The sequence below is a fragment of the Chryseomicrobium sp. FSL W7-1435 genome (assembly GCF_038595005.1).
GTDB lineage: Bacteria > Bacillota > Bacilli > Bacillales_A > Planococcaceae > Chryseomicrobium.
The window spans coordinates 942,368-961,941 of record NZ_CP151997.1 but is presented as its reverse complement, the minus strand read 5'-3'; the positions used below and the strand labels follow the sequence as shown (position 1 = coordinate 961,941).

General features: G+C 42.0%; 18 protein-coding genes and 2 pseudogenes. 6 read left to right on the top strand and 14 right to left on the bottom strand.

Annotation, left to right across the window (positions count from 1 at the left end; translation table 11 throughout):
* The first annotated feature begins 16 nt into the window (after nucleotides 1-16).
* The gene (locus MKY84_RS05005) at nucleotides 17-1,099 is read left to right on the top strand and encodes an ISL3 family transposase (RefSeq protein WP_342528837.1); all 1,083 of its coding nucleotides are present in this window, start codon (nucleotides 17-19) and stop codon (nucleotides 1,097-1,099) included.
* A gap of 668 nt (nucleotides 1,100-1,767) precedes the next feature.
* On the opposite strand, the gene MKY84_RS05000 is transcribed toward MKY84_RS05005, so the two are convergent.
* From MKY84_RS05000 to MKY84_RS04985, 4 genes are all read right to left on the bottom strand, one after another.
* Nucleotides 1,768-2,511, bottom strand: coding sequence for an Ltp family lipoprotein (locus tag MKY84_RS05000; protein ID WP_342528203.1), 744 nt, complete (start codon nucleotides 2,509-2,511; stop codon nucleotides 1,768-1,770).
* A gap of 170 nt (nucleotides 2,512-2,681) precedes the next feature.
* Nucleotides 2,682-3,059, bottom strand: a complete 378-nt coding sequence (locus MKY84_RS04995) for a hypothetical protein (protein ID WP_342528202.1) — start codon at nucleotides 3,057-3,059, stop codon at nucleotides 2,682-2,684.
* Nucleotides 3,056-3,859, bottom strand: a complete 804-nt coding sequence (locus MKY84_RS04990) for a hypothetical protein (protein ID WP_342528201.1) — start codon at nucleotides 3,857-3,859, stop codon at nucleotides 3,056-3,058. Before MKY84_RS04990 ends, MKY84_RS04995 begins: the two co-directional genes overlap by 4 nt.
* 102 nt (nucleotides 3,860-3,961) lie before the next feature.
* Nucleotides 3,962-4,477 (bottom strand): hypothetical protein, encoded by a 516-nt coding sequence (locus MKY84_RS04985; RefSeq protein WP_342528200.1) that lies wholly within the window; start codon nucleotides 4,475-4,477, stop codon nucleotides 3,962-3,964.
* A gap of 200 nt (nucleotides 4,478-4,677) precedes the next feature.
* On the opposite strand from MKY84_RS04985, the gene MKY84_RS04980 reads away from it, so the two are divergent.
* Nucleotides 4,678-5,268, top strand: coding sequence for a hypothetical protein (locus MKY84_RS04980; RefSeq protein ID WP_342528198.1), 591 nt, complete (start codon nucleotides 4,678-4,680; stop codon nucleotides 5,266-5,268).
* A 271-nt stretch (nucleotides 5,269-5,539) separates the two neighbouring features.
* Here MKY84_RS04980 and MKY84_RS04975 read toward each other — a convergent pair whose 3' ends face one another.
* Both MKY84_RS04975 and MKY84_RS04970 read right to left on the bottom strand, forming a co-directional pair.
* Nucleotides 5,540-6,349 (bottom strand): hypothetical protein, encoded by an 810-nt coding sequence (locus MKY84_RS04975; RefSeq protein WP_342528197.1) that lies wholly within the window; start codon nucleotides 6,347-6,349, stop codon nucleotides 5,540-5,542.
* 90 nt (nucleotides 6,350-6,439) lie between these two features.
* The gene (locus tag MKY84_RS04970) at nucleotides 6,440-6,718 is read right to left on the bottom strand and encodes a Wadjet anti-phage system protein JetD domain-containing protein (RefSeq protein ID WP_342528852.1); all 279 of its coding nucleotides are present in this window, start codon (nucleotides 6,716-6,718) and stop codon (nucleotides 6,440-6,442) included.
* Between the two features lie 381 nt (nucleotides 6,719-7,099).
* On the opposite strand from MKY84_RS04970, the gene MKY84_RS04965 reads away from it, so the two are divergent.
* Complete coding sequence (locus MKY84_RS04965) at nucleotides 7,100-7,822, top strand: hypothetical protein (RefSeq protein ID WP_342528196.1); 723 nt, start codon at nucleotides 7,100-7,102, stop codon at nucleotides 7,820-7,822.
* 352 nt (nucleotides 7,823-8,174) lie between these two features.
* On the opposite strand, the gene MKY84_RS04960 is transcribed toward MKY84_RS04965, so the two are convergent.
* Together MKY84_RS04960 and MKY84_RS04955 are read right to left on the bottom strand one after the other, a co-directional pair.
* On the bottom strand, nucleotides 8,175-8,339 hold the full coding sequence (locus MKY84_RS04960) for a hypothetical protein (RefSeq protein ID WP_342528194.1): 165 nt from the start codon (nucleotides 8,337-8,339) through the stop codon (nucleotides 8,175-8,177).
* 45 nt (nucleotides 8,340-8,384) lie between these two features.
* Nucleotides 8,385-9,920 (bottom strand): YifB family Mg chelatase-like AAA ATPase, encoded by a 1,536-nt coding sequence (locus tag MKY84_RS04955; RefSeq protein ID WP_342528193.1) that lies wholly within the window; start codon nucleotides 9,918-9,920, stop codon nucleotides 8,385-8,387.
* 623 nt (nucleotides 9,921-10,543) lie between these two features.
* On the opposite strand from MKY84_RS04955, the gene MKY84_RS04950 reads away from it, so the two are divergent.
* Complete coding sequence (locus MKY84_RS04950) at nucleotides 10,544-11,251, top strand: transposase (protein ID WP_342528191.1); 708 nt, start codon at nucleotides 10,544-10,546, stop codon at nucleotides 11,249-11,251.
* Between the two features lie 98 nt (nucleotides 11,252-11,349).
* On the opposite strand, the gene MKY84_RS04945 is transcribed toward MKY84_RS04950, so the two are convergent.
* From MKY84_RS04945 to MKY84_RS04930, 4 genes are all read right to left on the bottom strand, one after another.
* Nucleotides 11,350-11,679, bottom strand: a complete 330-nt coding sequence (locus MKY84_RS04945; protein ID WP_342528189.1) for a helix-turn-helix domain-containing protein — start codon at nucleotides 11,677-11,679, stop codon at nucleotides 11,350-11,352.
* A 539-nt stretch (nucleotides 11,680-12,218) separates the two neighbouring features.
* The gene (locus tag MKY84_RS04940; RefSeq protein ID WP_342528187.1) at nucleotides 12,219-13,367 is read right to left on the bottom strand and encodes an SEC-C metal-binding domain-containing protein; all 1,149 of its coding nucleotides are present in this window, start codon (nucleotides 13,365-13,367) and stop codon (nucleotides 12,219-12,221) included.
* Nucleotides 13,368-13,380: 13 nt separating this feature from the next.
* Nucleotides 13,381-14,532: an SEC-C domain-containing protein gene (locus MKY84_RS04935; protein ID WP_342528185.1), complete on the bottom strand. Its 1,152-nt coding sequence runs from the start codon at nucleotides 14,530-14,532 to the stop codon at nucleotides 13,381-13,383.
* A 121-nt stretch (nucleotides 14,533-14,653) separates the two neighbouring features.
* On the bottom strand, nucleotides 14,654-15,193 hold the full coding sequence (locus MKY84_RS04930; RefSeq protein ID WP_342528183.1) for an SEC-C metal-binding domain-containing protein: 540 nt from the start codon (nucleotides 15,191-15,193) through the stop codon (nucleotides 14,654-14,656).
* A 326-nt stretch (nucleotides 15,194-15,519) separates the two neighbouring features.
* Here MKY84_RS04930 and MKY84_RS04925 point away from each other — a divergent pair, with 326 nt between their 5' ends.
* Both MKY84_RS04925 and istB read left to right on the top strand, forming a co-directional pair.
* A complete protein-coding gene (locus tag MKY84_RS04925) occupies nucleotides 15,520-15,651 on the top strand; it encodes an ATP-binding protein (RefSeq protein ID WP_342528181.1) in 132 nt (43 codons plus the stop codon).
* A 1,008-nt stretch (nucleotides 15,652-16,659) separates the two neighbouring features.
* A pseudogene (istB, locus tag MKY84_RS04920) lies at nucleotides 16,660-17,268 on the top strand (IS21-like element helper ATPase IstB); the annotation flags it as partial.
* A gap of 264 nt (nucleotides 17,269-17,532) precedes the next feature.
* Here the strand turns inward: istB and wecB are convergent.
* A pseudogene (gene wecB / locus MKY84_RS04915) lies at nucleotides 17,533-18,333 on the bottom strand (UDP-N-acetylglucosamine 2-epimerase (non-hydrolyzing)); the annotation flags it as partial.
* Between the two features lie 14 nt (nucleotides 18,334-18,347).
* Nucleotides 18,348-19,571: a nucleotide sugar dehydrogenase gene (locus tag MKY84_RS04910; protein WP_342528180.1), complete on the bottom strand. Its 1,224-nt coding sequence runs from the start codon at nucleotides 19,569-19,571 to the stop codon at nucleotides 18,348-18,350.
* Nucleotides 19,572-19,574 lie beyond the last annotated feature (3 nt).

Sequence of the window (19,574 nt, the reverse complement as noted above, 5' to 3'; positions counted from 1 at the left end):
CGACAACGAACCAAACGTGTTTCGAATTTCTACGCTGAACCGTCCAGTCTCATGTCTTGTCTGTTCAAGTCAGACAGTCCGCCACTCAAAGGAACGTCGCCGTTTTAGACATTCCTACGCCTGGGGCGTAGGGACGATCTGGATCGAGATAGATGTCCCACGCCAGGTCTGTAAAGAATGTGGTATCACGTTTGTTCATGACTTTGGCTTAGGCCTAGTTCGTTCTTCCACCAGACATTATAGAGTGGAGATTGCAAAACGTTGTCATGGTAGGACAATCTCTGATGTCTCGCGTGAGTATGGTGTTCCGTACACGACCGTTGAAAGGTGGTTCTATCAATACGCTTCGCGCCAGTTGGAGACTAAAACCGCAAGGCATGTCTTGGTCGATGAGTTCGCTACGCGCAAAGGTCATCATTACGCGACAGTGGTCCTTGATGCGAAATCCGGGTGCGTCCTTTCGATAGTTGAAGGTAGAGATGAAGCTGCAATCTCTTTGGCTCTCTCTCAAGTGAAGAGCTCTATTCAAACAGTAGTCAGTGACTTTGCGCCAGCCATGTCGAAGGCCACAAATTCTGTGATACCAGATGCGACCCATGTGCTCGATCGTTTCCACCTGATCCAGTTTTTTACGGATGCGCTGCGACGCCGTCGGCGTTTTCTGGATGAAACTAAACGTCACTATCACGTACGTACAATAGATCGTTCCCTAGCATGTCGTCCAGAACAATTAGACGATGCAGACTTAGAGGTCGCACGGGCATGCCTTCGCGAAGACGAGTTCATCAAGGACATCTATTACGGATTACAACATATGCGATTTGTATTGAAGTCGACTACATCTGGACAAGCTTCTCGTCGTCTAAAAGAGTGGATCGACCGTTTCATGTTTCATCCATGTGGGCCGCTGGCCAAGATTGCAAAAGCTGTGATAGTGCGTCAACGTGAGATGGAAAACACAATACTCTCGCCTCTCTCTAACGGGAAAATAGAAGGTACAAACAATAAGATCAAACTGATCAAACGAAGAGCTTTCGGGTATCGTAATCTGAATAACTTCTTCACAAGGTTAAAACTTGAACTAGGAAGCTCAAAATAGCAACCACGAGTTATGGTGATGAACCAGTTGGATGCATGAATAGGGCTCCTTTTGTTGTTAAATATATACTAATTCGTAGCTATCTGCCGATTCATAAGTTGAACGAATAATTAAACTGATTATACCATTTTGTGGGTTTTGGGAACTATTTGAATTTGATGGTTTATGGAGCAGAAAAATAGGATTCTGAAGTTAGTGACGGAATTGGTTTAACAGCCTAAATTAGATTTAGAGAATGTACTTGCTAATGATTCCAATGCCACCTATTAAGGTCTAGGTTTTAAGCTTTGATGTCGAAGACCCTAAGTTCTAGCCTTCATCGACGCAAAACTTAGTTATAGCAACGAATACAGGAATTACAGCGCCGTAAAGCTCTATTAGAGCGACGAAACAACTTTATCCTTGAGATTTAGCGACGAAAGCCTCTGCTAGAGCGATGAAAGCGGGAAATCCAGCGACACAAAAGTCCGGTAGTGCGACGAAAGCTTATTGTTCTCGCATTTCAGCGATGTAAAACCCCGCTAGAGCGATGAAAGCTGCAAAAGTGCAAGACCAAACACAGAAAGTGCCCCATAATCAACAAAGACAAACCCATTAATACCAAAAGAAACCCCGCCGAGGCGAGGTTTCTCCTTTTTTCTATAAGAATTATAGTGAACAGCTAAAATTTAAAGCCCTATCGCATCAACTGCATAAGTAGCATCTTCACTACTAAAGCCTTCATATTGCAATTGCTCAATCAAACCGGTTCTTGAAAATGAACTGTAGTCGAGATAATCCTCAGCCATTTTCACTGCCTGTTCTCGCCAATCTGTATTCATTTTGTCCGCAGCATATGTAGCTTCTGCATTGCTGAAACCTTCATATTCCAACTGTTCGATCAATCCGCTTTTTGAAAAAGCAGTGTAATTTAAATAGTCTTCAGCCATTCCGATCGCTTGTTTCTGGGAGAGTGTTTCTGCAGCTTCTGCTGCCCTTGCCTCTTCCTCAGCTTTGGCGATTGCTTCTTCTTCGGCTTTTGCCTTTGCTTCTGCTTCCGCTTCTGCCTTAGCTATAGCCTCTTCTTCAGCAGCTTTTTTAGCTTTCTCTTCTTCTTCTTTTTTCTTCAGTTCCGCCTCTTTTTCTTTTCTTTCAGCTTCTGCTAATAAGAAAAATGGTTCGGCTTCTTTCACTTTAGCTTCTAATTCCTCAATTTTCTTCGCAGATTCCTTGTTCGTTGCTTCAAGTGATTCGATTGTTGAAGCATAGTCAGCATTCTGTGCCTCTAGCTGTTCTTGCATCTTCAGGCTTTCACTTTCATTCGCCTCTACTTCTGTTTGAGAAGGCCCTGCGCTTGCTCCAATGACCAGAGCAATCAATGCCACTACAATGTAGCTCCATCGACGTTTCAAGAACTGTGTGAATTTCCCCATTATTTTTATTCCTCCTTTTTTCTTATCCTTTTCATTCATCATAGTACATTTAGATTAAAAGTAAAATATTATTTTCTAGTTGTTTCGGATTTAATTTGTTGTTGTTAAGTGATACCTATCACTTAGAAAAAAAGACATAATAAAAAGCACCTAGAGTCTAGGCGCTTGATTCAAACCGGATAATATAAATGCTTTCGTAAACAGACGTCGCGATGGATCAGGGTCTCTCCTGCAAAGCGCACCCAGATTTCATCATCTGCCATGACGCCATGAGTCTTTTGAAGAATAGCCCACCGGTTGTACGAAGTAAGACCGAGTGATTGCAATAGTTCCTCGGCATTGGCACGTGTCTCTGGGAAGACGCGCCACTTCACCCATTTCTGGAGTTCTTCTTTGCTCACAGGCCCTTCCATGGTAGGTGAGAATTGTTTATTAAAGCTTGTAATGTAGTTGATGACGTATGGCTCGCCTCCACCTTTTGGTCTTAGGTCGACCGATGCGATCTTTTGATCCATCCACATGACGTCAAACTTATAGTAGTTGATCATCGCGCATCCTCCTCGTCTAGAAACAATCGCTGGAGCTTTGGGTTTTTCAGCTGGCTCAGCAGTACTTTAGTTGCTTGTGAATCTTGTAAGGTTGTCTCAGCTAGTTTGGAGAGAATCGCTTTTTTGTGCAGAAAAGGCGGACCCTCATAGAGCGCTAGTTGCTTCGAAAAGCTAGACGCAAACGGTTTTGCTTTTACTTCCCGAACGAGAATGCTGATTGGTCGAGAAACTGGGTAATCTTTTACATCGGAAAGCAAACTCAGTCCATTGTCGAAAATGGGCGCCAGTTGCCATTCTTCCTCCGAAGCGTTATATAGAAATACGATGTTATTCGTATGGCGGTCTTCATTCAAAATGAGTGCATCAAATGCTAGTAGTCGAGATACCTCTAGCCTAACGTTTAGACCTGTGAACTCTTCTACTTTTTGGAAGACTGCCTCAAATTTCTGGTGAGTGGAGAGGTTAGTGTTATTTAAAATCGCATCCGTCGATGTAAAATTGGCTTCGAACAAACGCTCTAGCGTCACTTCTTGTAATCGTCCCCGAAAGTCATAGGAATAGCAGCCTTTTGTCACTTCTCCACTTGGGAGCTCAATTTTACAAGGGTGGTAGCTCACATAGTCTTCTTTATGGAGTGTGGAGTTTTCTAAAAGCAGAGATGCCAACATTTCGGCTTCACTCTCATAGCCACGTACATCCTGTTTGACCCAGATGTCGCCGAGGTTCCATTTAGACTGGTCGCCTTTGCTGGAAGTGCTGAGGGGATGGAAGCTAGCCGCGGGTATACGAATGGTTTCCATCTTTATCAAACCCTTTCTTGATGCTTCTAGCCGTATAAAGCAGCTTTATGACCTACAGTTATCTATAACCCTCTTATTAAAATTTAAGAATTTTACAGGAGCTTATTGAAAATAGAATCCTGCATACTCCGAATCCATGATTTTGAGCAATTCCTGCCCTAGTTCTTCTTTTGGTACTCGGAATTCGGACCACTGATTACCATCCGTATAGGGATTAGCTGAGAATCTATAGAATGATTTATAGTTTTCACCGCTCTTTTTTAAATAGGCTAATTCCTCAAACTTAATAGACGGAATCAACCAGACACACTCGACTTCAAACGTCTCTTGATTAAAATGCATGAACACGATATAAAATGCAGCGTGACTTATAAAAGTAGATAACCCTATGTTTTGAATAAATTGTCTACCCTTATGTAATTTGAATCTACTCTTCACTTGGATGAAAATAGGTTTAAAATCACCTTTTTTATTAATGATCAAATCGATTCCATTATCATCAGATTTTGGTGTGTAACATGTCAGTTGACCAAACGAACCAAGCGTAATCAATTCGACAACTCTACTTTCTGTCACATCACCTTTTTGTTTTGAAGATATTCTCTGTTCTACGTCCATATAGAAACCCCTATTCTACTAGTCTTTGAATTCATAATACCATTATGTGGGATTTTGGAAATAGTTGAATTTCAAATGATAAACAGCACAAAAAATCAAATCATTCCTTCATTACTGCTTCAACACATCCCCCTGGAACTTTCTAACACCCCCATCGTTTTAAAATAAAAGTCCAAAATGAAGTGTGAAGGATGGGTGCGATGAAGGAGTTTATTCGCGGTTTAGTGACTATCAGTAGTACGTTGCTGGTTATACATAGCTTCCTGAAAATGCTTAATTTTGATATGTTCCTGTTTGATTTAATGACCTATGCCATGTTTATCGTATGCTTTGGCTTATCCATGGTGAGTATTCTGTTTCTGATCTGGCGTCCCATGGTGATCCAACTAGCAGCGCTTGCTTTTGTTCTGCTCATTGCTCCCCTTATCCAGACCCCCGTGAACTACATAGGGTTTGCATTCACACGGTACGCCATTATTGAACAACTAGAAAATAACCAACTCATACTAAATGAAAACAAGAGTAAACCGGGTTATTACCGTGCGTATTATACCCGTCCTAGTTATATGCCAGCAGTGAACAACACTTCTATTAAAGCTGTTGTCCACTCAGATGAAAACTTTTTTGTCTATTTTGAATCCTATCGTCCTTTGTTTGATTTCAATGGAAATTCCAAAGGGTTTTTATACTCATCAATTGGAGACTTTCCTTCTGGCTCTCAAGCTTATTCTTATGGTGGATTTAAAAGAATTAGTAAACATTGGTTTTTTTCTCGCACCCAACCTTTATGATTTGACTTGGTTGTATTAATGCTCAAATAGTACCTTTGATGAATTGGTGCCTGTCACCAAATGGAATTTCCTTCCCAATAGTGACCACAACACTTTATATATTATTTAACAGAATAAACTTGGAAAGGCTCACGCTTAGGTTTTGAATACGTTTTAAAACCTTGATCCTCATAATATTTCTGAAGCATTTGTATAGCAATTTGTTTTTCAACCGACATCAATTCCATACTTCCTTCTATGGGTGCTGGTTGCAAGACAATATAGTCAATGTCTAGAAGGGAGCAGAATTTTTTAACTCACTTAAAGCTTGTTTACCTAACCCAGCTCTTCTATATTCTTTGTCAATTTGAATACGACCTAAAGTTAAAAACTTTATCCCCCATTGAATCTCTTTTTCATACTCATCAATGAAATTGGACATTAGGACATGGTCATCACCCGACGAAGCATCGGCAGCATGCCAAAGGTAATATTGTGAGTATTCGCTTGAATTATAAATTTTAAAATACAATGAACCAACTTCGACTGGCTCGTCTATTTCTTTCTGAGGGTCATTATCCCACGATTCTTTAAGGAAGCACTCAATTGTTGCTGCACCTTCTAAAACATCAAATTCTAAATTCATAGACAATCCAATATCTAATGTTAAATAATCTAAATCGAATTGAATTGTTGAATTTTCAATAGAAATGGTTTCTATCAATCTATTTGTAAGAAACTCTAAATAGGATTCTCCTGAAGTTATTGCTCCCCATTTTTGCAAGTACTGAAATATCACTCTATCCAATACCGCTCTACTGTAATTTGCATTCCTGCCAGTTTTCTTATTCTTTGTGTAGTAAACAAAATCGCCATTCGGAATCACAGCAAAATGGAGCGTATAATCTTTGAGCTCAATTACTCCTCGAGTTTCATCAGTAAAAACTAGTTTTGAATTAGAGGTAAGTGGAAGAATTTTTAACAGCTTCAAGGTATTTTCCTGTTGCTTATTATCTACAACAAAATGAATTATTTTATCGTGTTCTTCTTTATTTTTAAAGTACTGCATGTAGTCCGGAGAATTTGATTCGTCCTTTGACATGATTTGCACATCCTTTTATACACTAGTTTATTAAGTTCAAATCGTTTTGTTCCGTGTACAGGTATCGATACCTTTCACAAACCTTAAAACTCACTCCACTTCGACCTCCATCACCAAACTCTCCTGCTCCACCCTCCGATTCTTTTCAAGCATTCGTTGGATCAACCCGTGCCATTCCAAATAGCTATCATCAAACAATAGTCTCTCGAGTTTGATGGCGTAGTCATTTGAAAACGCCATGCCATATTGAGAATAATTTAGGAACGTTGATTCATCCATCAAGAGTGGTCGGATAGTAGGGAAATATGTTCTTTTTAAATGTTCGAAAATCAATATGCCACCGTAATCGATGTCTCCCCATTGGTGGATGTTGAACTGCTTTCCTCTTTATTGTTTCCAGTTAGCAGAGTAAAAAACCTTTCTGGAACGACATCAAATAGTTTCATCAGTAATCACCACACTTTTCTGAATACTCTTTAAATAAATTGTAGCATACAATTTATTTCCATTGCTTACTGATTTTTAGTAAAAGACAATAAAAATACGCACCGATTGCTCGGTACGCAGTGGGTCTAATTGATTTCTATTTCATTTTTAAAATTCACCTCAATTAGATAGCATTTACATTTGCTACATTGACTCCCTTGAGTAAATTGCGTTGAATTGCTTCGTGCACAAGTGCCGCTTTCTCCCCGCTTCTCATTACACCTTACTTTGCTATACTAAGTAAAAACGATGGGGGATTAGACAATGCTTAGAATGGAAAGTACAGAACACAATGCCGGAATCAGATTAGCTGGGGATTACAACGAGCTAGAGCACCTTTATGAAGCGCTGCATGCTGTGGTGGGCACAGAATTTGAATACGATGATTATGAAGCGAGTAGGCTTCGTGTGTTAGGGGTGTGCTATGATCTGCGCCATGCGATGATGGGCGATCGAGGAGCAGTTGCGCTTCCGAATGGGTACAGTCGCGACATCGGAAAATTTTTGAATACGATCGGTCCGGATAAGAATATGTACTTTACGTGTGAAGTGCTGTGGCCTGAAGCGATTTTCATCATGTTCACGCTGGACGATTTTATTCGTCTGTATGAAAAAAAGATGAAAACACATGTATGGGATTCGACAGTGATGACTGTCCGATTATTCCAAAGCGCTATTGCGAAGTGTTTCGAGGAAACTGTTCCTGAAAATAAGTTTAAGAATGCCAAACGCTATTTCAAGTCGTATGCACCGGGAAAATACAATCGATTCACGACTATGTATGTAGATGATTTGAACATCACACATCTAGAAATGACACCCGAGAGACGTGTGAATCAGTTAAGCATCCTTGTCAAACGCCTAGCAGATTTTCCTGACGACTATTATCACTTGCATCATCATGTTATGGCGTCGGCAAAAAAACTTAACTGTCATCCTACCGACTTGCGTTATAGTCGAGAGTATCCTGAAGACTGGGAATGGTGAATGATCGGCTCTCAGCTAAATTGATCCCCACTGACAGACAAGAAGGCTTAGTTATATGAGGAGTTTACTCTAGAAAAAAATGGTGCCGATCGGACATTTGATATATATATTCAAATAAATACTGCGTTCAGCTCTTTTTCTATGAATCCGTGGCACCTTTTGGGACCGATTTCCAAAAGGTGCCTGTCCCACAAAATATTCCAATGTAATTTATGATTATGCGATACTCAACATAGGGATGCGGCCTCGACATGCATATCACTTGAATAGTCATGAATGTCAGAATCGTTTATGGGACAGGCACCTAAAAAAATACGCATTAAAATACGCATTAAAAAATCCCTCATCGCGACTAGATGAGGGATTTCTTGAGGTAATACTTTTGATACTGACTGGTTGGTTTGTCCGGCAGCGCTAGTTGCAGCGGTGTTAGCCCCGCTAAATGGCCTTCTTTTTCTTCGTTGGTATAGTCACTAGCTTGGTCACCGTCTTGTTCACTAACTTGGTCACTCTTCAATTTTCGTAGGGGGATGATTGTCTGGAAGACATCTCCCTCAATTAATTACACTTCTCCACCTTCTTCCGCCACATTCGATTCAGCGGCGACGGGCATGAGGGTGCGGTAATGGATGGCGGATGCGATGGCTTGTTCGGAAAGATAGTCGATGCCTTCGAGATCAGAAATGGTCCTGGCGATGCGAATCAATTTGAGTTGAGTACGGTTAGACCATTTGTTGTCATAGCACGCCTGGTTGATGGTGTCGAGTTGTGCTTCTGTCGCGTGGCAGTTTTCGAGAATCAGCTTAGAGGGTGCATTGCCGTTCAAGAAGCGTCCTTTGTAGCGTTCATGCTGGATGACACGTGCAGAGGTCGTCCTTCTGCGGATCGAGAGCGAGTCTTCGCCTGGCGTTTCTTCTTGTATGCCGGTGCTCTTCAAACTCATGATAAAGTCGAGACGGTCATTCAATGGTCCAGAGGCTTTTAATTGGTAGTTGCGCACTTGGTTTGCGCTGCAGCTGCAGTACCGTTGGCGGGATCCATGGTAACCGCACGGACACGGGTTTGTGGCTGAGATCAAGATGAAGCTGGCTGGGTAACGGACGGCTTGTTTGACGCGGGAGATTTCAACTTCGCCACTCTCCATTGGTTGTCGCAGCATGTCGAGCGTCTTGCGTGAAAATTCACCGAGTTCATCAAGAAACAATACTCCCCTATCAGCGAGGGAAATCTCGCCAGGTTTTGGGTAGGTGCCACCACCGATCAGGGACATGGCGGAGGCGGAATGGTGTGGATGCCTGTAGGGCGGGCGCTTAGAGATGGGTCTGTGGTGTTTTGCGAGAAGATAGGTGTTGTGGACATCGAGTACCTCTTGATCAGTGAGGTCTGGCAGAATGGTGTGGAACGCGTCTGCGAGCATCGTCTTGCCGCAACCTGGTGGTCCGGTGAACAGCACGTGGTGGCCACCAGCGGCTGCAATCTCGAGTATCTTTTTTGCTTCTTCATGTCCACGTATTGCGGAAAAGTCCACAGAATGGGTATCGTCTTCAGTCATTTCTGGAAGCGGTTCGGTCTCTGTTAAGCGCATGATCGGTTGACCTTCGAGGTATTGGAGGGTCTGGATGATCGTCTCGAGTTCGACAAGTTCGATATCGTCTTTCGGCAGCAGTGCATAGTTGGGACCGGCCGGCACGATAATGCGGGTAAACCCTAGTTTTCTGGCTTGATTGATGCAGGGAAGCAGTCCGTGGAACGGCATTAAATCACCATACAGGTTGATGGACGCGAGGACGCATGTCTCTTTGCCGATTCGAAGTGGGCGTTTTTTTGTCCGGTCGATGACGGCCAGTGCCATGGCAAGGTCAAAGCCGGTGCCTTGTTTTTGACGGTCGGATGGGAATAACTGGATAGTAACTTTGGTCGTGGAGAGATCAAGACTGAGGGCATTCAAAGCGCTCGATACGCGTTCACGCGATTCTTTTAAGATGGCGTCGGGCAGTCCGACAATGACCAGGGATTCTTTTTCTTCACGGATCCTTGCCTCGATGGTGACGATATGGCCTTGAGATCCTTCGAGGCCGACTGAATAGATGGCGCGCATTGGGGGTTCCCCTCCTTGGGATGTGCCTGTTTAGGCAAGTGTAGCATATGGTTTTTAGGCTGTATATTGTTGAGAAAATCACCAGTGCTTATAACGCAGCGTTGGGAAAACGTCGTTATCTTTGATAGGCAAACAACTCGAGGTTAGGTGTAGATTAGACGAGGGTTTGGGAATTGTGTGATGTCATAGTGCAAATAGGAAGTTGATAAAACAAGCTATTTAGTGACAAAAACTTGTTAGGATAGTTGAATTTTTCGCAGAAGTAGAAATTTCTACTTTTGTTAGGAGGAGCTTCGATTTTGGAAGCGACTCCCAAAAAGTGCCTGTCCCACAAAATATTCCAACACAATTCATGATTATGCGATACTTAACGCAGGAATGTGGCCTCGCCTTGCATATTTCATAAATAATCATGAATGTCAGAATTGTTTTGGGGACAGGCACCTAAAAAAGATAATGATTGTATCGTTCACACAATTTGACTTTGCGTGTCATTTTGTCTTCAAAATCAAATTTTAGAGCGGTTTCTAGCTTCCTTCTGCTTCAAATTCGAGTTTTCATATCCTGTGCTCAATTTTAGACTATGCTAAAGTACAGTCATCAAGATTGAGAGGAGTGCTGAGATGCCACGAAAAAAGAGAGAGTACAAACCAAATAGTTTCTATCACTGTATCCTACGCGGGAACAACCGACACAATGTGTTCCCGACAGATGAAGACATGCATGAGCTTCTCCGAGCATTCGAGCTCGCTTATGACCGCTATCCGTTCCAGGTCGTCGCATTTTGTTTCATGTCGAATCATTACCACATTTTGATACGAGCCCATGAAGGCACTTTGTCTAAGATCATGACGATCGCCAATAAACGCTATAGCGATTCCTACCACCAGCGTTACGGTTTCATAGGCCGCATCTACCAGGGCCGTTATTGGTCGCATGAGGTACCGACCGTACGGGGCTTGCTCGAGGTGAGTGCTTACATCCATCGCAATCCGATCGATACCGAGGTGCCGATGGTCGGTTCCCTCGAGGACTACCCCTATAGCAGCTTCCCTTACTATGCCTCATCTGAACTTATAACGCCCCGCTTCCTTGATACCAGCTACCTACCGAACCTTCTGCCTTATCCATTTGAACCGACTGCTAATGGTTATCTTGCATTTGTTCTTCACCGGTCATTCTTTGCGATTGAGGATGGGAGAAAAAAGGAAGAGGAGCATTCGCAGGCACTTGTGCCTTTTAAGGCCCTTGAATTGAAAAACAGAGGGATTCGCGGTATGAGGACTTTTACTCCAGAAAAAGAACAGCCCCCATCGAACTGTTCAACTTGATATCGTATAGGGTTATTTTGATGGATGCTGTTATAAGGGCTTTTCCGTCAGTCCATGGCACCTTCTGAGATGTACTTCCAAATGAAAAGTTCCTGTCTTTAGACGCTCGAGGCTTCTGTAACATAGACTTCTTGTGTGACAAAAGTAGGTTGTTCTTCTAAAAGTTGAAGTAGGCGCATAGCAGAACCATTTGGAACATTTGTCCCAGCTTCCCATGCTTCGACCGTCTTTTTGCTCACTCCGAGTGTTTGAGCAAAAAGCAGCTGTGTCATTTCAACTTTTTTTCGAATTTCTTTAATATCTTGCGGAGAAAATGTAGGGAGCGGTTTGATTGTAATTTTACGTGTGCGTGCATTATGCTTTCCATCTGCATGATCAATCGCTTCATTTAGACTAGTTTTTAGAGATTCAAAAAGTGATTTATTCATTTTTCACTCCCCCTGTAATAAGATTTCAATTCATCGACCAACTTCTTCAGCTCAACCTTTTCGGATGACTTTAAATTTTCCTGCATCCCTTTAGTATATGCGACGAGTAAAACGAGCCTATCTCAATCCACCAGTTCCTTGAATCACAGGGTGGTATCTTGAGGTTTGTAGAAGTTCAATCTCTAGTTCGAACAATTCATCATCACTAAGTCCAAGTCTCTTCTAAGTAGAGATAAATGAATCGAGTTCAATAAAACTTCGTGTCAAACCTTGTAATGTATGTGTTCTCATAAGGTTGTACGTCCTTATCATTTTTATTAATTATACCCTATTAAATAGGGTTTGTCAATGAACCCTATGAATGATAACAATAAATGGTATTCCCATCCAAAAAGTACCTGTCCCCCGAACTATTCCAACACACTTCATGGTTATGCGATACTCAACGCAGCATTGCGGATCTATCTTGCATATCTCATGAATAGTCATGAATGTCAGAATCGTTTTTGGGACAGGCACCTATTTAAGGTACCGATTTCCTACATACAACACTTCTTGTATTTCTTCCCGCTACCACATGGGCAGTCGGCATTTCTTGCGATAGAGGGTTGACTAGACGTTGCAGGTTTCTTAGGTTCTAGGTTATGAAAAGAAGCGAGCGTATGACCTTTCAGTTCCCAGCGGGGTATGTTCAGTAGCATATGATCGAATTCCTCGCCCAGTCGATCGATTTGTTTCCGGTTTTTAATTTCGACCATCTCGACGATTCCGAGGAGAAGTTCTGTTGGTTCATCGTCATTCACTACTCCATAGTAGACTTCCTCTAAGATTATTCCCATAATGTCACGGTCGACTTTATAGGTCTTTTCTAGATATCGTAGAAATCTCTGAACCGATTGCATATGTAATACCACTTCTTCTGACGAATCGAGAGCCAGTACTCTGCCATCGATCTCAGCGAAATCTAAGTCGGGATAGTTGCCTCGTTCGGACCACGTGTATTCCTCATCCACTACTTCAATGCTTGCGTAATAATCATCTCCCAATTCCTTGGCAGCCTGGATTCCCCACTGCCGGCGTGATTGATAGGAAAAGAGTTCTTTTAAGTGACCTTTTTTATCCCTCGAACTAATATAGTGATAGCGGCGCAACAATGCATACAGTTCATCAAATGACAGCACACCATAATAGACGAGAAGCTTTTCGGTGACTTTCGTCCACTCTTCGTTGTCCTGCCATAACCGGTCGAATTGTTGGGATTCATAGATCTGTTGGAATGTTCTTTTAAACTCGTTCGGCATGACGAGGACATTGGTGCCATGAAATGTCCCCGTTGCAAGTAGCGATGTATCGTGCCACCAGATTCCTAGCTCTCGATTATATTCTTCAATAAGAACGGCCGGATTTTCTGCAGCAAGCTTTAGGATTTCGGCTTGTTCGTGCGTGAAGTACTGAATTTCTTTTTCCATGATGGACTCTTTATTCTTCAACAAGTGCTCCAGACGTTCATCGTGTGTCCACTTTTTTCTTTTATCTGGAGAGAGGATGTGAATATGGAGAGATTCGAGCTCCTTAGATGACAGGCGATGAAGACTTTCCTCAAATGTTAACTCCATTTCGATTTCTTTCCATCTTTCCGTTTGTTCCCTATCATCTTCTAAGTCCCACTCTACGTAATCATCGAACATCGGATCACCTCGTTCATTTATTTTGACAACACTTCTTGTATTTCTTCCCACTTCCGCATGGGCAGAGGTCGTTGCGTCTTGGTGGCGCTTGGGACGGGGCTACTTTGGATTGTTTCTCTTGTTCTTTCTTCACGTCTTTTGGTAGGTGACCTTTCAGCCCCCAACTAGGGGTGTGTTCGGTGGCTTCATGAAGGAGATCAAAGAGTTCGTTCGCATCATCGATTGACTTCACTGTAATGGTATTCGTTAGTTGTTCTATGAAGAAATCCGGAATATCGTCTTGGATTAGAGAGGAGTAAATATTGTTTAAAAATTCGTCTGCTTGAAGGAGAGGGAGTTGATATTTGCCAGTTAACTGGCGGCGTAAGTTCTTATAGGCCGGAATGGTATGAAAGTAGTCTGTGCTTCCACGAGACATTAGCTGCGCTAGGCTTAGTTCAACAGGCTCTTTTCCCGATGCTGTTTGGGTATAGGCGTAGAAATCGTACAGGTCTAAGATACGAGACGAACCTAAAAGGTGTCCATCCATATGATAGGTCATTTGGTAGGCTTGTTGTTTCCACAAAAGATTTTTTGTACGATATGAATCATCAGACTCGTTCAAGATGCCATAGTTCATGAGGCCTTTATAAAAAGTTGAAAATTCGACGACGCCGTATGTACTCGCGAACCCGCTCGCAATTTTGACGATTTGATCATTTTTCTTTGCCTGTTCCATAAAGTTAGATCCGGTCGTTGATAGTAAAATCTCTTCACGTAAGTCTTCAGGAACGACCATGACAAACTCGTCACCTACTGTCCCCGGAATCATGAGCGTCGTCATGCGCCACCATATGGGGTCACTCACTTGAAGCTTCTCGATGGTTTCTCTTCCCTGACCAGCTACTTTTCGCAGCGTTTTGGTCTGCTTAGTCGTTAGGTATGGCAACCAGTTGTCAAGCACAAATATTTTCTCGGAAGCAAGCACGTCACCCAGTTTGGCTTTTGACAACTGACTGGCGTTTTTTAGTTCGATTTCTTTTCGCACCTCGTCCAATTCGACTTTAGAGAATCTATTAAGTGCTTCTCTGTACTGAATATCAGGGTCAATCGGTTGACTCCATTGTTTTTCAAACTTCTTAAATACTTTCTTAAATTCTTGGAATAGCTCTTCTTCCAAATACACGGGACGCCCCCCTAATAATTGATGTTCTCATTCTATCAGAAATTGCGCCTGGGATGTGTGGTCATTGTTTTCCAGCGAAACCCAGAATGCCCGTCGGTGACCCCGACGGACGAAATGGAAATTACATACAACATTTCTTGTACTTCTTCCCACTTCCACATGGGCATTTTTCGTTTCGACCGATTTCTGTTGGGGGCTGAATCGGGGTTTGCTGTTTTTCTTCTTGGAAAAGTGCTCCTGGCGTGTGCCCTTTCAAAGCATAGTGCGGTGTCACATGTTGTGCTGCCTTTGCTAACCGGATTGTTTCCTGCATAATTCCCGGAGTAAGCAAGGTTAAATCCTTGAACATCTCGTTTACTAATTCATTGAATGGAACCTGATTATTCAACTCCACTCCGAAATCGAACAGCACTGATTCGACCTCGTCTGGATCTAATTTAGTCATTTCCTCTAAATACATCGCGAGCTTTTTGTATTCTGGCAGCTCTAAAAAGTAGCTTTCACTAGCCCGCTTCACCACTTCCATCGGTGTCAGTTCAACCGGTTCAAGATCGGTACGGTCACCTAGATGGTCAAATAGAGAATAAGGATGCTCCAGCCCAGGAACGACAGCCAAATTTCCGTCAAGGCAGAGGTAGGGAAATGGTACGGCTGCATGCAACTATTTCTTTTCAGACAAAAATCCAGCAACTGCTGGACAAAATCAGCCATCAGCTCACCGGATAATTCTATATCCTCTTTAGCTATTGACTACCTATAATGCTAACTACTTAGCCACTGATAGAAGCAGATTACAAAAGCGCCACTTGTTTCACCTAGGTATGTATCAGCTTGAATTGCTGGATTACTAAATGAAATTGCTAGGTGGCACCTTCTGGAACGGACTTCCAAAAAGTACCTGTCCCCCACACTATTCCAATACATTTCATGGTTATGCGGTATTCAACGTAGCAATGCGGGTCCAACTTGCATATTTCATGAATAGTCATGAATGTCAGAATTGTTTTTGGGACAGGCACCTATTTTGAGGCCGTAATCGATCGTTTGATCCATCACTCACATCTGGTCGTATTTAAAGGGCCAAGCAATCGAATGAAGGAATCATTGATGAATAATTAAATATGGTGGAGAGATGCATCTGGCAAGCAACATTTTTAATTGCCATTTCATACATTTCTTACTTGCCAAATACAAATTATACTTGACGGTTACAAGAGGAGCCTTCGCAGGCACTTGTGCCTTTCAAAAGTCTTGAATTGAAAAGCAAGAGACTTCGCGGTATGAGGACTTTTACTCCAGAAAAAGAACAGCCCTCATCGGACTGTTCAACTTGATACGTATATATAGATGAATGCTGTGCGAAGCGCTTTTCCGTCAGTCCTTGGTACCTTCTGGAATGGACTTCCAAAAGGTACCTGTCCCCCAAACTATTCCAACACAATTCATGTTTATATGATATTCAATGTAGCAATGCGGGTCCATATTGTATATCTCTTGAATAGTCATGAATGTCAGAATCTTTTTTGGGACAGGCACCTATTTTGAAAAATCTTTAATGACTAAAAGTGTCCACTCTTAATGAGCAAAATATGTTCAATTGTAGTTGACGGTTACAGGTCGATCACTGGTACCCACACAACTTCAACACAATTTATGTTTATCCAGTTTTTAACACAGGAATGCGGGTTCCCAGTGCATATCAAGTGAATAGTCTTGAATGTCCGAATTGTTTTTGGGACAGGTACCTATTTAGTGATTAACTCACTGCTCTTACTGACAATCACCACTCCACTACAATTGGAAGCAGCCCCCAAAAGGTACCTGGTACTCACACAACTTCAACACAATTTATGTTTATCCAGTTTTTAACACAGGAATGCGGGTTTCTAGTGCATACCCAGTGAATAATCTTCATTGTCCGAATTGTTTTTGGGACAACAGGTACCTAGTTTCAAACAACCTTCCTACTACAACTGGAAGCGGCTCCCAAAAGGTACCTGGACCCCACACAACTTCAACACGATTTATGTTTATCCAGTTTTTAACACAGGAATGCGGGTTCCCAGTGCATACCCAGTGAATAATCTTCATTGTCCGAATTGTTTTTGGGACAGGTACCTATTTTAAGAAATTAAGAGACGTGAAGAAAAAAGTATAGAGAAGAGATTGAACTGGGCAAAGTTCCCGTTCCATCGCCCTCTCCATATGTTTCACCTAGAAGAGCAAGATGCACTCTCAGAAAGGCAGCTAAAGCAGTTGAGAGAATATGAGTGGCTGGAACAGAACTACAATCTGATTCTACTCGGACCGCCTGGTGCTGGGAAAACTCTTCTATCTGTAGGATTAGGTATCGAAGCGATTCAAAAGGGGTATCAGGTGAGCTTTGTGACGATGGGAGAACTTATCACTTTATTGAAGACAGAAGAATATGTAAACAAGTCCAAAATCCAATTGAAGCGCTTACGCGCTTCAGATTTGGTCATAATAGACGACATCATGTATATGGCGATGGACCAACGCGAAGCGACCTTGTTTTTCCAGTTAATACATCAGCTCTACGAGCAATCGTCGCTGATTTTGACATCAAACCGCAGTCCTGAAGAATGGACAGAAATAGTTGGAAACCAAGGTATGATGACTGCAATACTGGATCGATTACTTCACAGAGTAGAAATCATTCACATGAACAATGACAGCCATCGGTTGAAGAACCAACAAAAAATCTTTAATGACTAAAAGTGTCCACCCTTAATGAGCAAAATATGTTCAATTATACTTGACGGTTACACCTTTTCCATAAAAGAATAAGTAAGCATTGGTTTTTTATCGCACCCAACCGCAATAATTTTAAGAATGGGGTGGGAAGGCTTTCCAAAAGGCATCACACAAGATATTCCAACACAATTCATGGTTATACAATATTCAATGCAGCAATGCGCATCCACCTTGCATATATGGTGAATAATCATGAATGTCAGAATCATTTTTGGGACAGGCACCTATTTTAAGTGGCTCGATCAAGTGCACGCGCGGGTTATTGCCAAGTACTTCATTCGCAATTTCACGCACTACTGGATTCATGTGCACAGGGTAGACGACTTGAATATCAATATGTGCTTTGAGCAGTCGGTTAATCGCACGGAAGAAATTGCGCATCGGTTCGCCCAAGTTCTCACGGCGATGAGCTGTTAGCAAAATCATGCGGTCGTCGCCGATCGTATCGAGGATCGGATGCGTGTACTCGTCACGCACTGTCGTCTTCAACGCATCAATGGCCGTGTTGCCTGTTACGACAATCCGCTCTTCCGCCTTGTTTTCTGCACGCAAATTTTCAGCAGATATCTCGGTTGGTGCAAAATGAATGTCGGCGAGAATACCTGACAGCTGACGGTTCATCTCTTCTGGGTACGGTGAATATTTGTTGCCTGTACGAAGGCCTGCCTCGACGTGACCGATTGCGATCTGATTATAGAATGCAGCGAGGCTTCCAACGAATGTTGTCGATGTGTCTCCATGGACGAGTACAATGTCCGGTTTCGCCTCTTTCATCACATTATTTAATCCATGCAGAACGTTCGTTGTGATATCGAACAATGTCTGACGGTCCTTCATCACATTTAGGTCATAGTCCGGTTTGATGTTGAACGTCGTCAGGACTTGGTCGAGCATCTGACGGTGTTGCGCCGATACAGCGACAATCGATTCCATGTCCTCTTGTTTTTGAAGCTCCAGCACAAGCGGGGCCATCTTGATGGCTTCTGGACGCGTGCCGAAGATGGTCATGACCTTCCACTTTTTCATGTCAACGCCCATTTCTATAATTTATATGTATCCATATCACTAATAACATTTTTAGTATCTAACACTAACTTACCTTTTAACTTCGCTGCATTGTCTTTAATATGACTATGACCAACCATCACTACAACTATTTCTACATCATCAAGGAACTCCTCAAATTCTAGGTATTGCTCCTCAACAATAGCTTCTTTGATGAGGGGATCGAACACTTTTACGCCGAAAGCAAGATGTTCATCCATTCTATGTAACAATTGATATGTAGGACTTTCTCTAGTATCATCTACATCTTCTTTATACGCTAAACCATAAAGTCCAACTTTAGTAATATCCATTATATTATGTTCTCTCATGATATCGCGAATACGTTTTAAAACATGCCCAGGCATTGAATCATTAGTTTTTCGTGCTGTTAAAATCATGTTTGTTAAATCTGGATAATCTCCTACTAGGAACCACGGGTCAACTGAAATACAATGACCACCTACACCAGGTCCAGGTTGAAGAATGTTCACACGTGGATGCATGTTAGCAATGCGTATGATTTCATAAACATCCATACCATCTGATCTACAGATTTTTGTTAATTCGTTAGCAAATGCTATGTTGATATCTCTAAATGTATTTTCAACGACTTTGGACATCTCTGCAGAACGAATATCAGTTACTAAAATTTCAGCCATACAAAAATTAGCGTATAGCTTTTTAATTTTTTCTCCAATTTCAGGATTATCTGCGCCAATAGTTCTTGAGTTATTCTCAAGTTCATACACCATGTTACCAGGAATGATTCTTTCAGGTGCGTGAAGTAAATGCACATCTTCTCCAATGACTAATCCTCTATCTTCAATTATCGGTCGAATATATCGATCTATCGTACCCGGTGCTATAGTAGATTCGATAATAATAGCAGCACCCTTTTCACAAACATCTAGCACACTATTAGTCGCTGAAATCACATACTTAGGGTCCAACTTCTTGCTCTCCTCAACATAGGGAGTTGGTACAGCAAGGATATACGTATCAGTTTTTATATAGTCTGTAGAAAATTTTATGCCATTATTTATAGCATCTTGAAAAAGCTCTTCTAGTCCCTCTTCTTTAAAAGGTACTTGGGTATTATTTAATTGTTCTACTAATTTTTTGTTATAATCTGTGCCTGTTACTTTGATTCCATTTTTCGCAAAGATTAGTGCTGTAGGTAAGCCAATATATCCTAATCCTATAATATTTATAGACACAAA

Coding starts and splice junctions, on each gene's coding strand:
- MKY84_RS05000 (WP_342528203.1), bottom strand. CDS start 2,511: ATGGGGAAATTCACACAGTTCTTGAAACGTCGATGGAGCTACATTGTA.
- MKY84_RS04995 (WP_342528202.1), bottom strand. CDS start 3,059: ATGATCAACTACTATAAGTTTGACGTCATGTGGATGGATCAAAAGATC.
- MKY84_RS04990 (WP_342528201.1), bottom strand. CDS start 3,859: ATGGAAACCATTCGTATACCCGCGGCTAGCTTCCATCCCCTCAGCACT.
- MKY84_RS04985 (WP_342528200.1), bottom strand. CDS start 4,477: ATGGACGTAGAACAGAGAATATCTTCAAAACAAAAAGGTGATGTGACA.
- MKY84_RS04980 (WP_342528198.1), top strand. CDS start 4,678: ATGAAGGAGTTTATTCGCGGTTTAGTGACTATCAGTAGTACGTTGCTG.
- MKY84_RS04975 (WP_342528197.1), bottom strand. CDS start 6,349: ATGTCAAAGGACGAATCAAATTCTCCGGACTACATGCAGTACTTTAAA.
- MKY84_RS04965 (WP_342528196.1), top strand. CDS start 7,100: ATGCTTAGAATGGAAAGTACAGAACACAATGCCGGAATCAGATTAGCT.
- MKY84_RS04955 (WP_342528193.1), bottom strand. CDS start 9,920: ATGCGCGCCATCTATTCAGTCGGCCTCGAAGGATCTCAAGGCCATATC.
- MKY84_RS04950 (WP_342528191.1), top strand. CDS start 10,544: ATGCCACGAAAAAAGAGAGAGTACAAACCAAATAGTTTCTATCACTGT.
- MKY84_RS04945 (WP_342528189.1), bottom strand. CDS start 11,679: ATGAATAAATCACTTTTTGAATCTCTAAAAACTAGTCTAAATGAAGCG.
- MKY84_RS04940 (WP_342528187.1), bottom strand. CDS start 13,367: ATGTTCGATGATTACGTAGAGTGGGACTTAGAAGATGATAGGGAACAA.
- MKY84_RS04925 (WP_342528181.1), top strand. CDS start 15,520: ATGAATGTCAGAATTGTTTTTGGGACAGGCACCTATTTTGAGGCCGTA.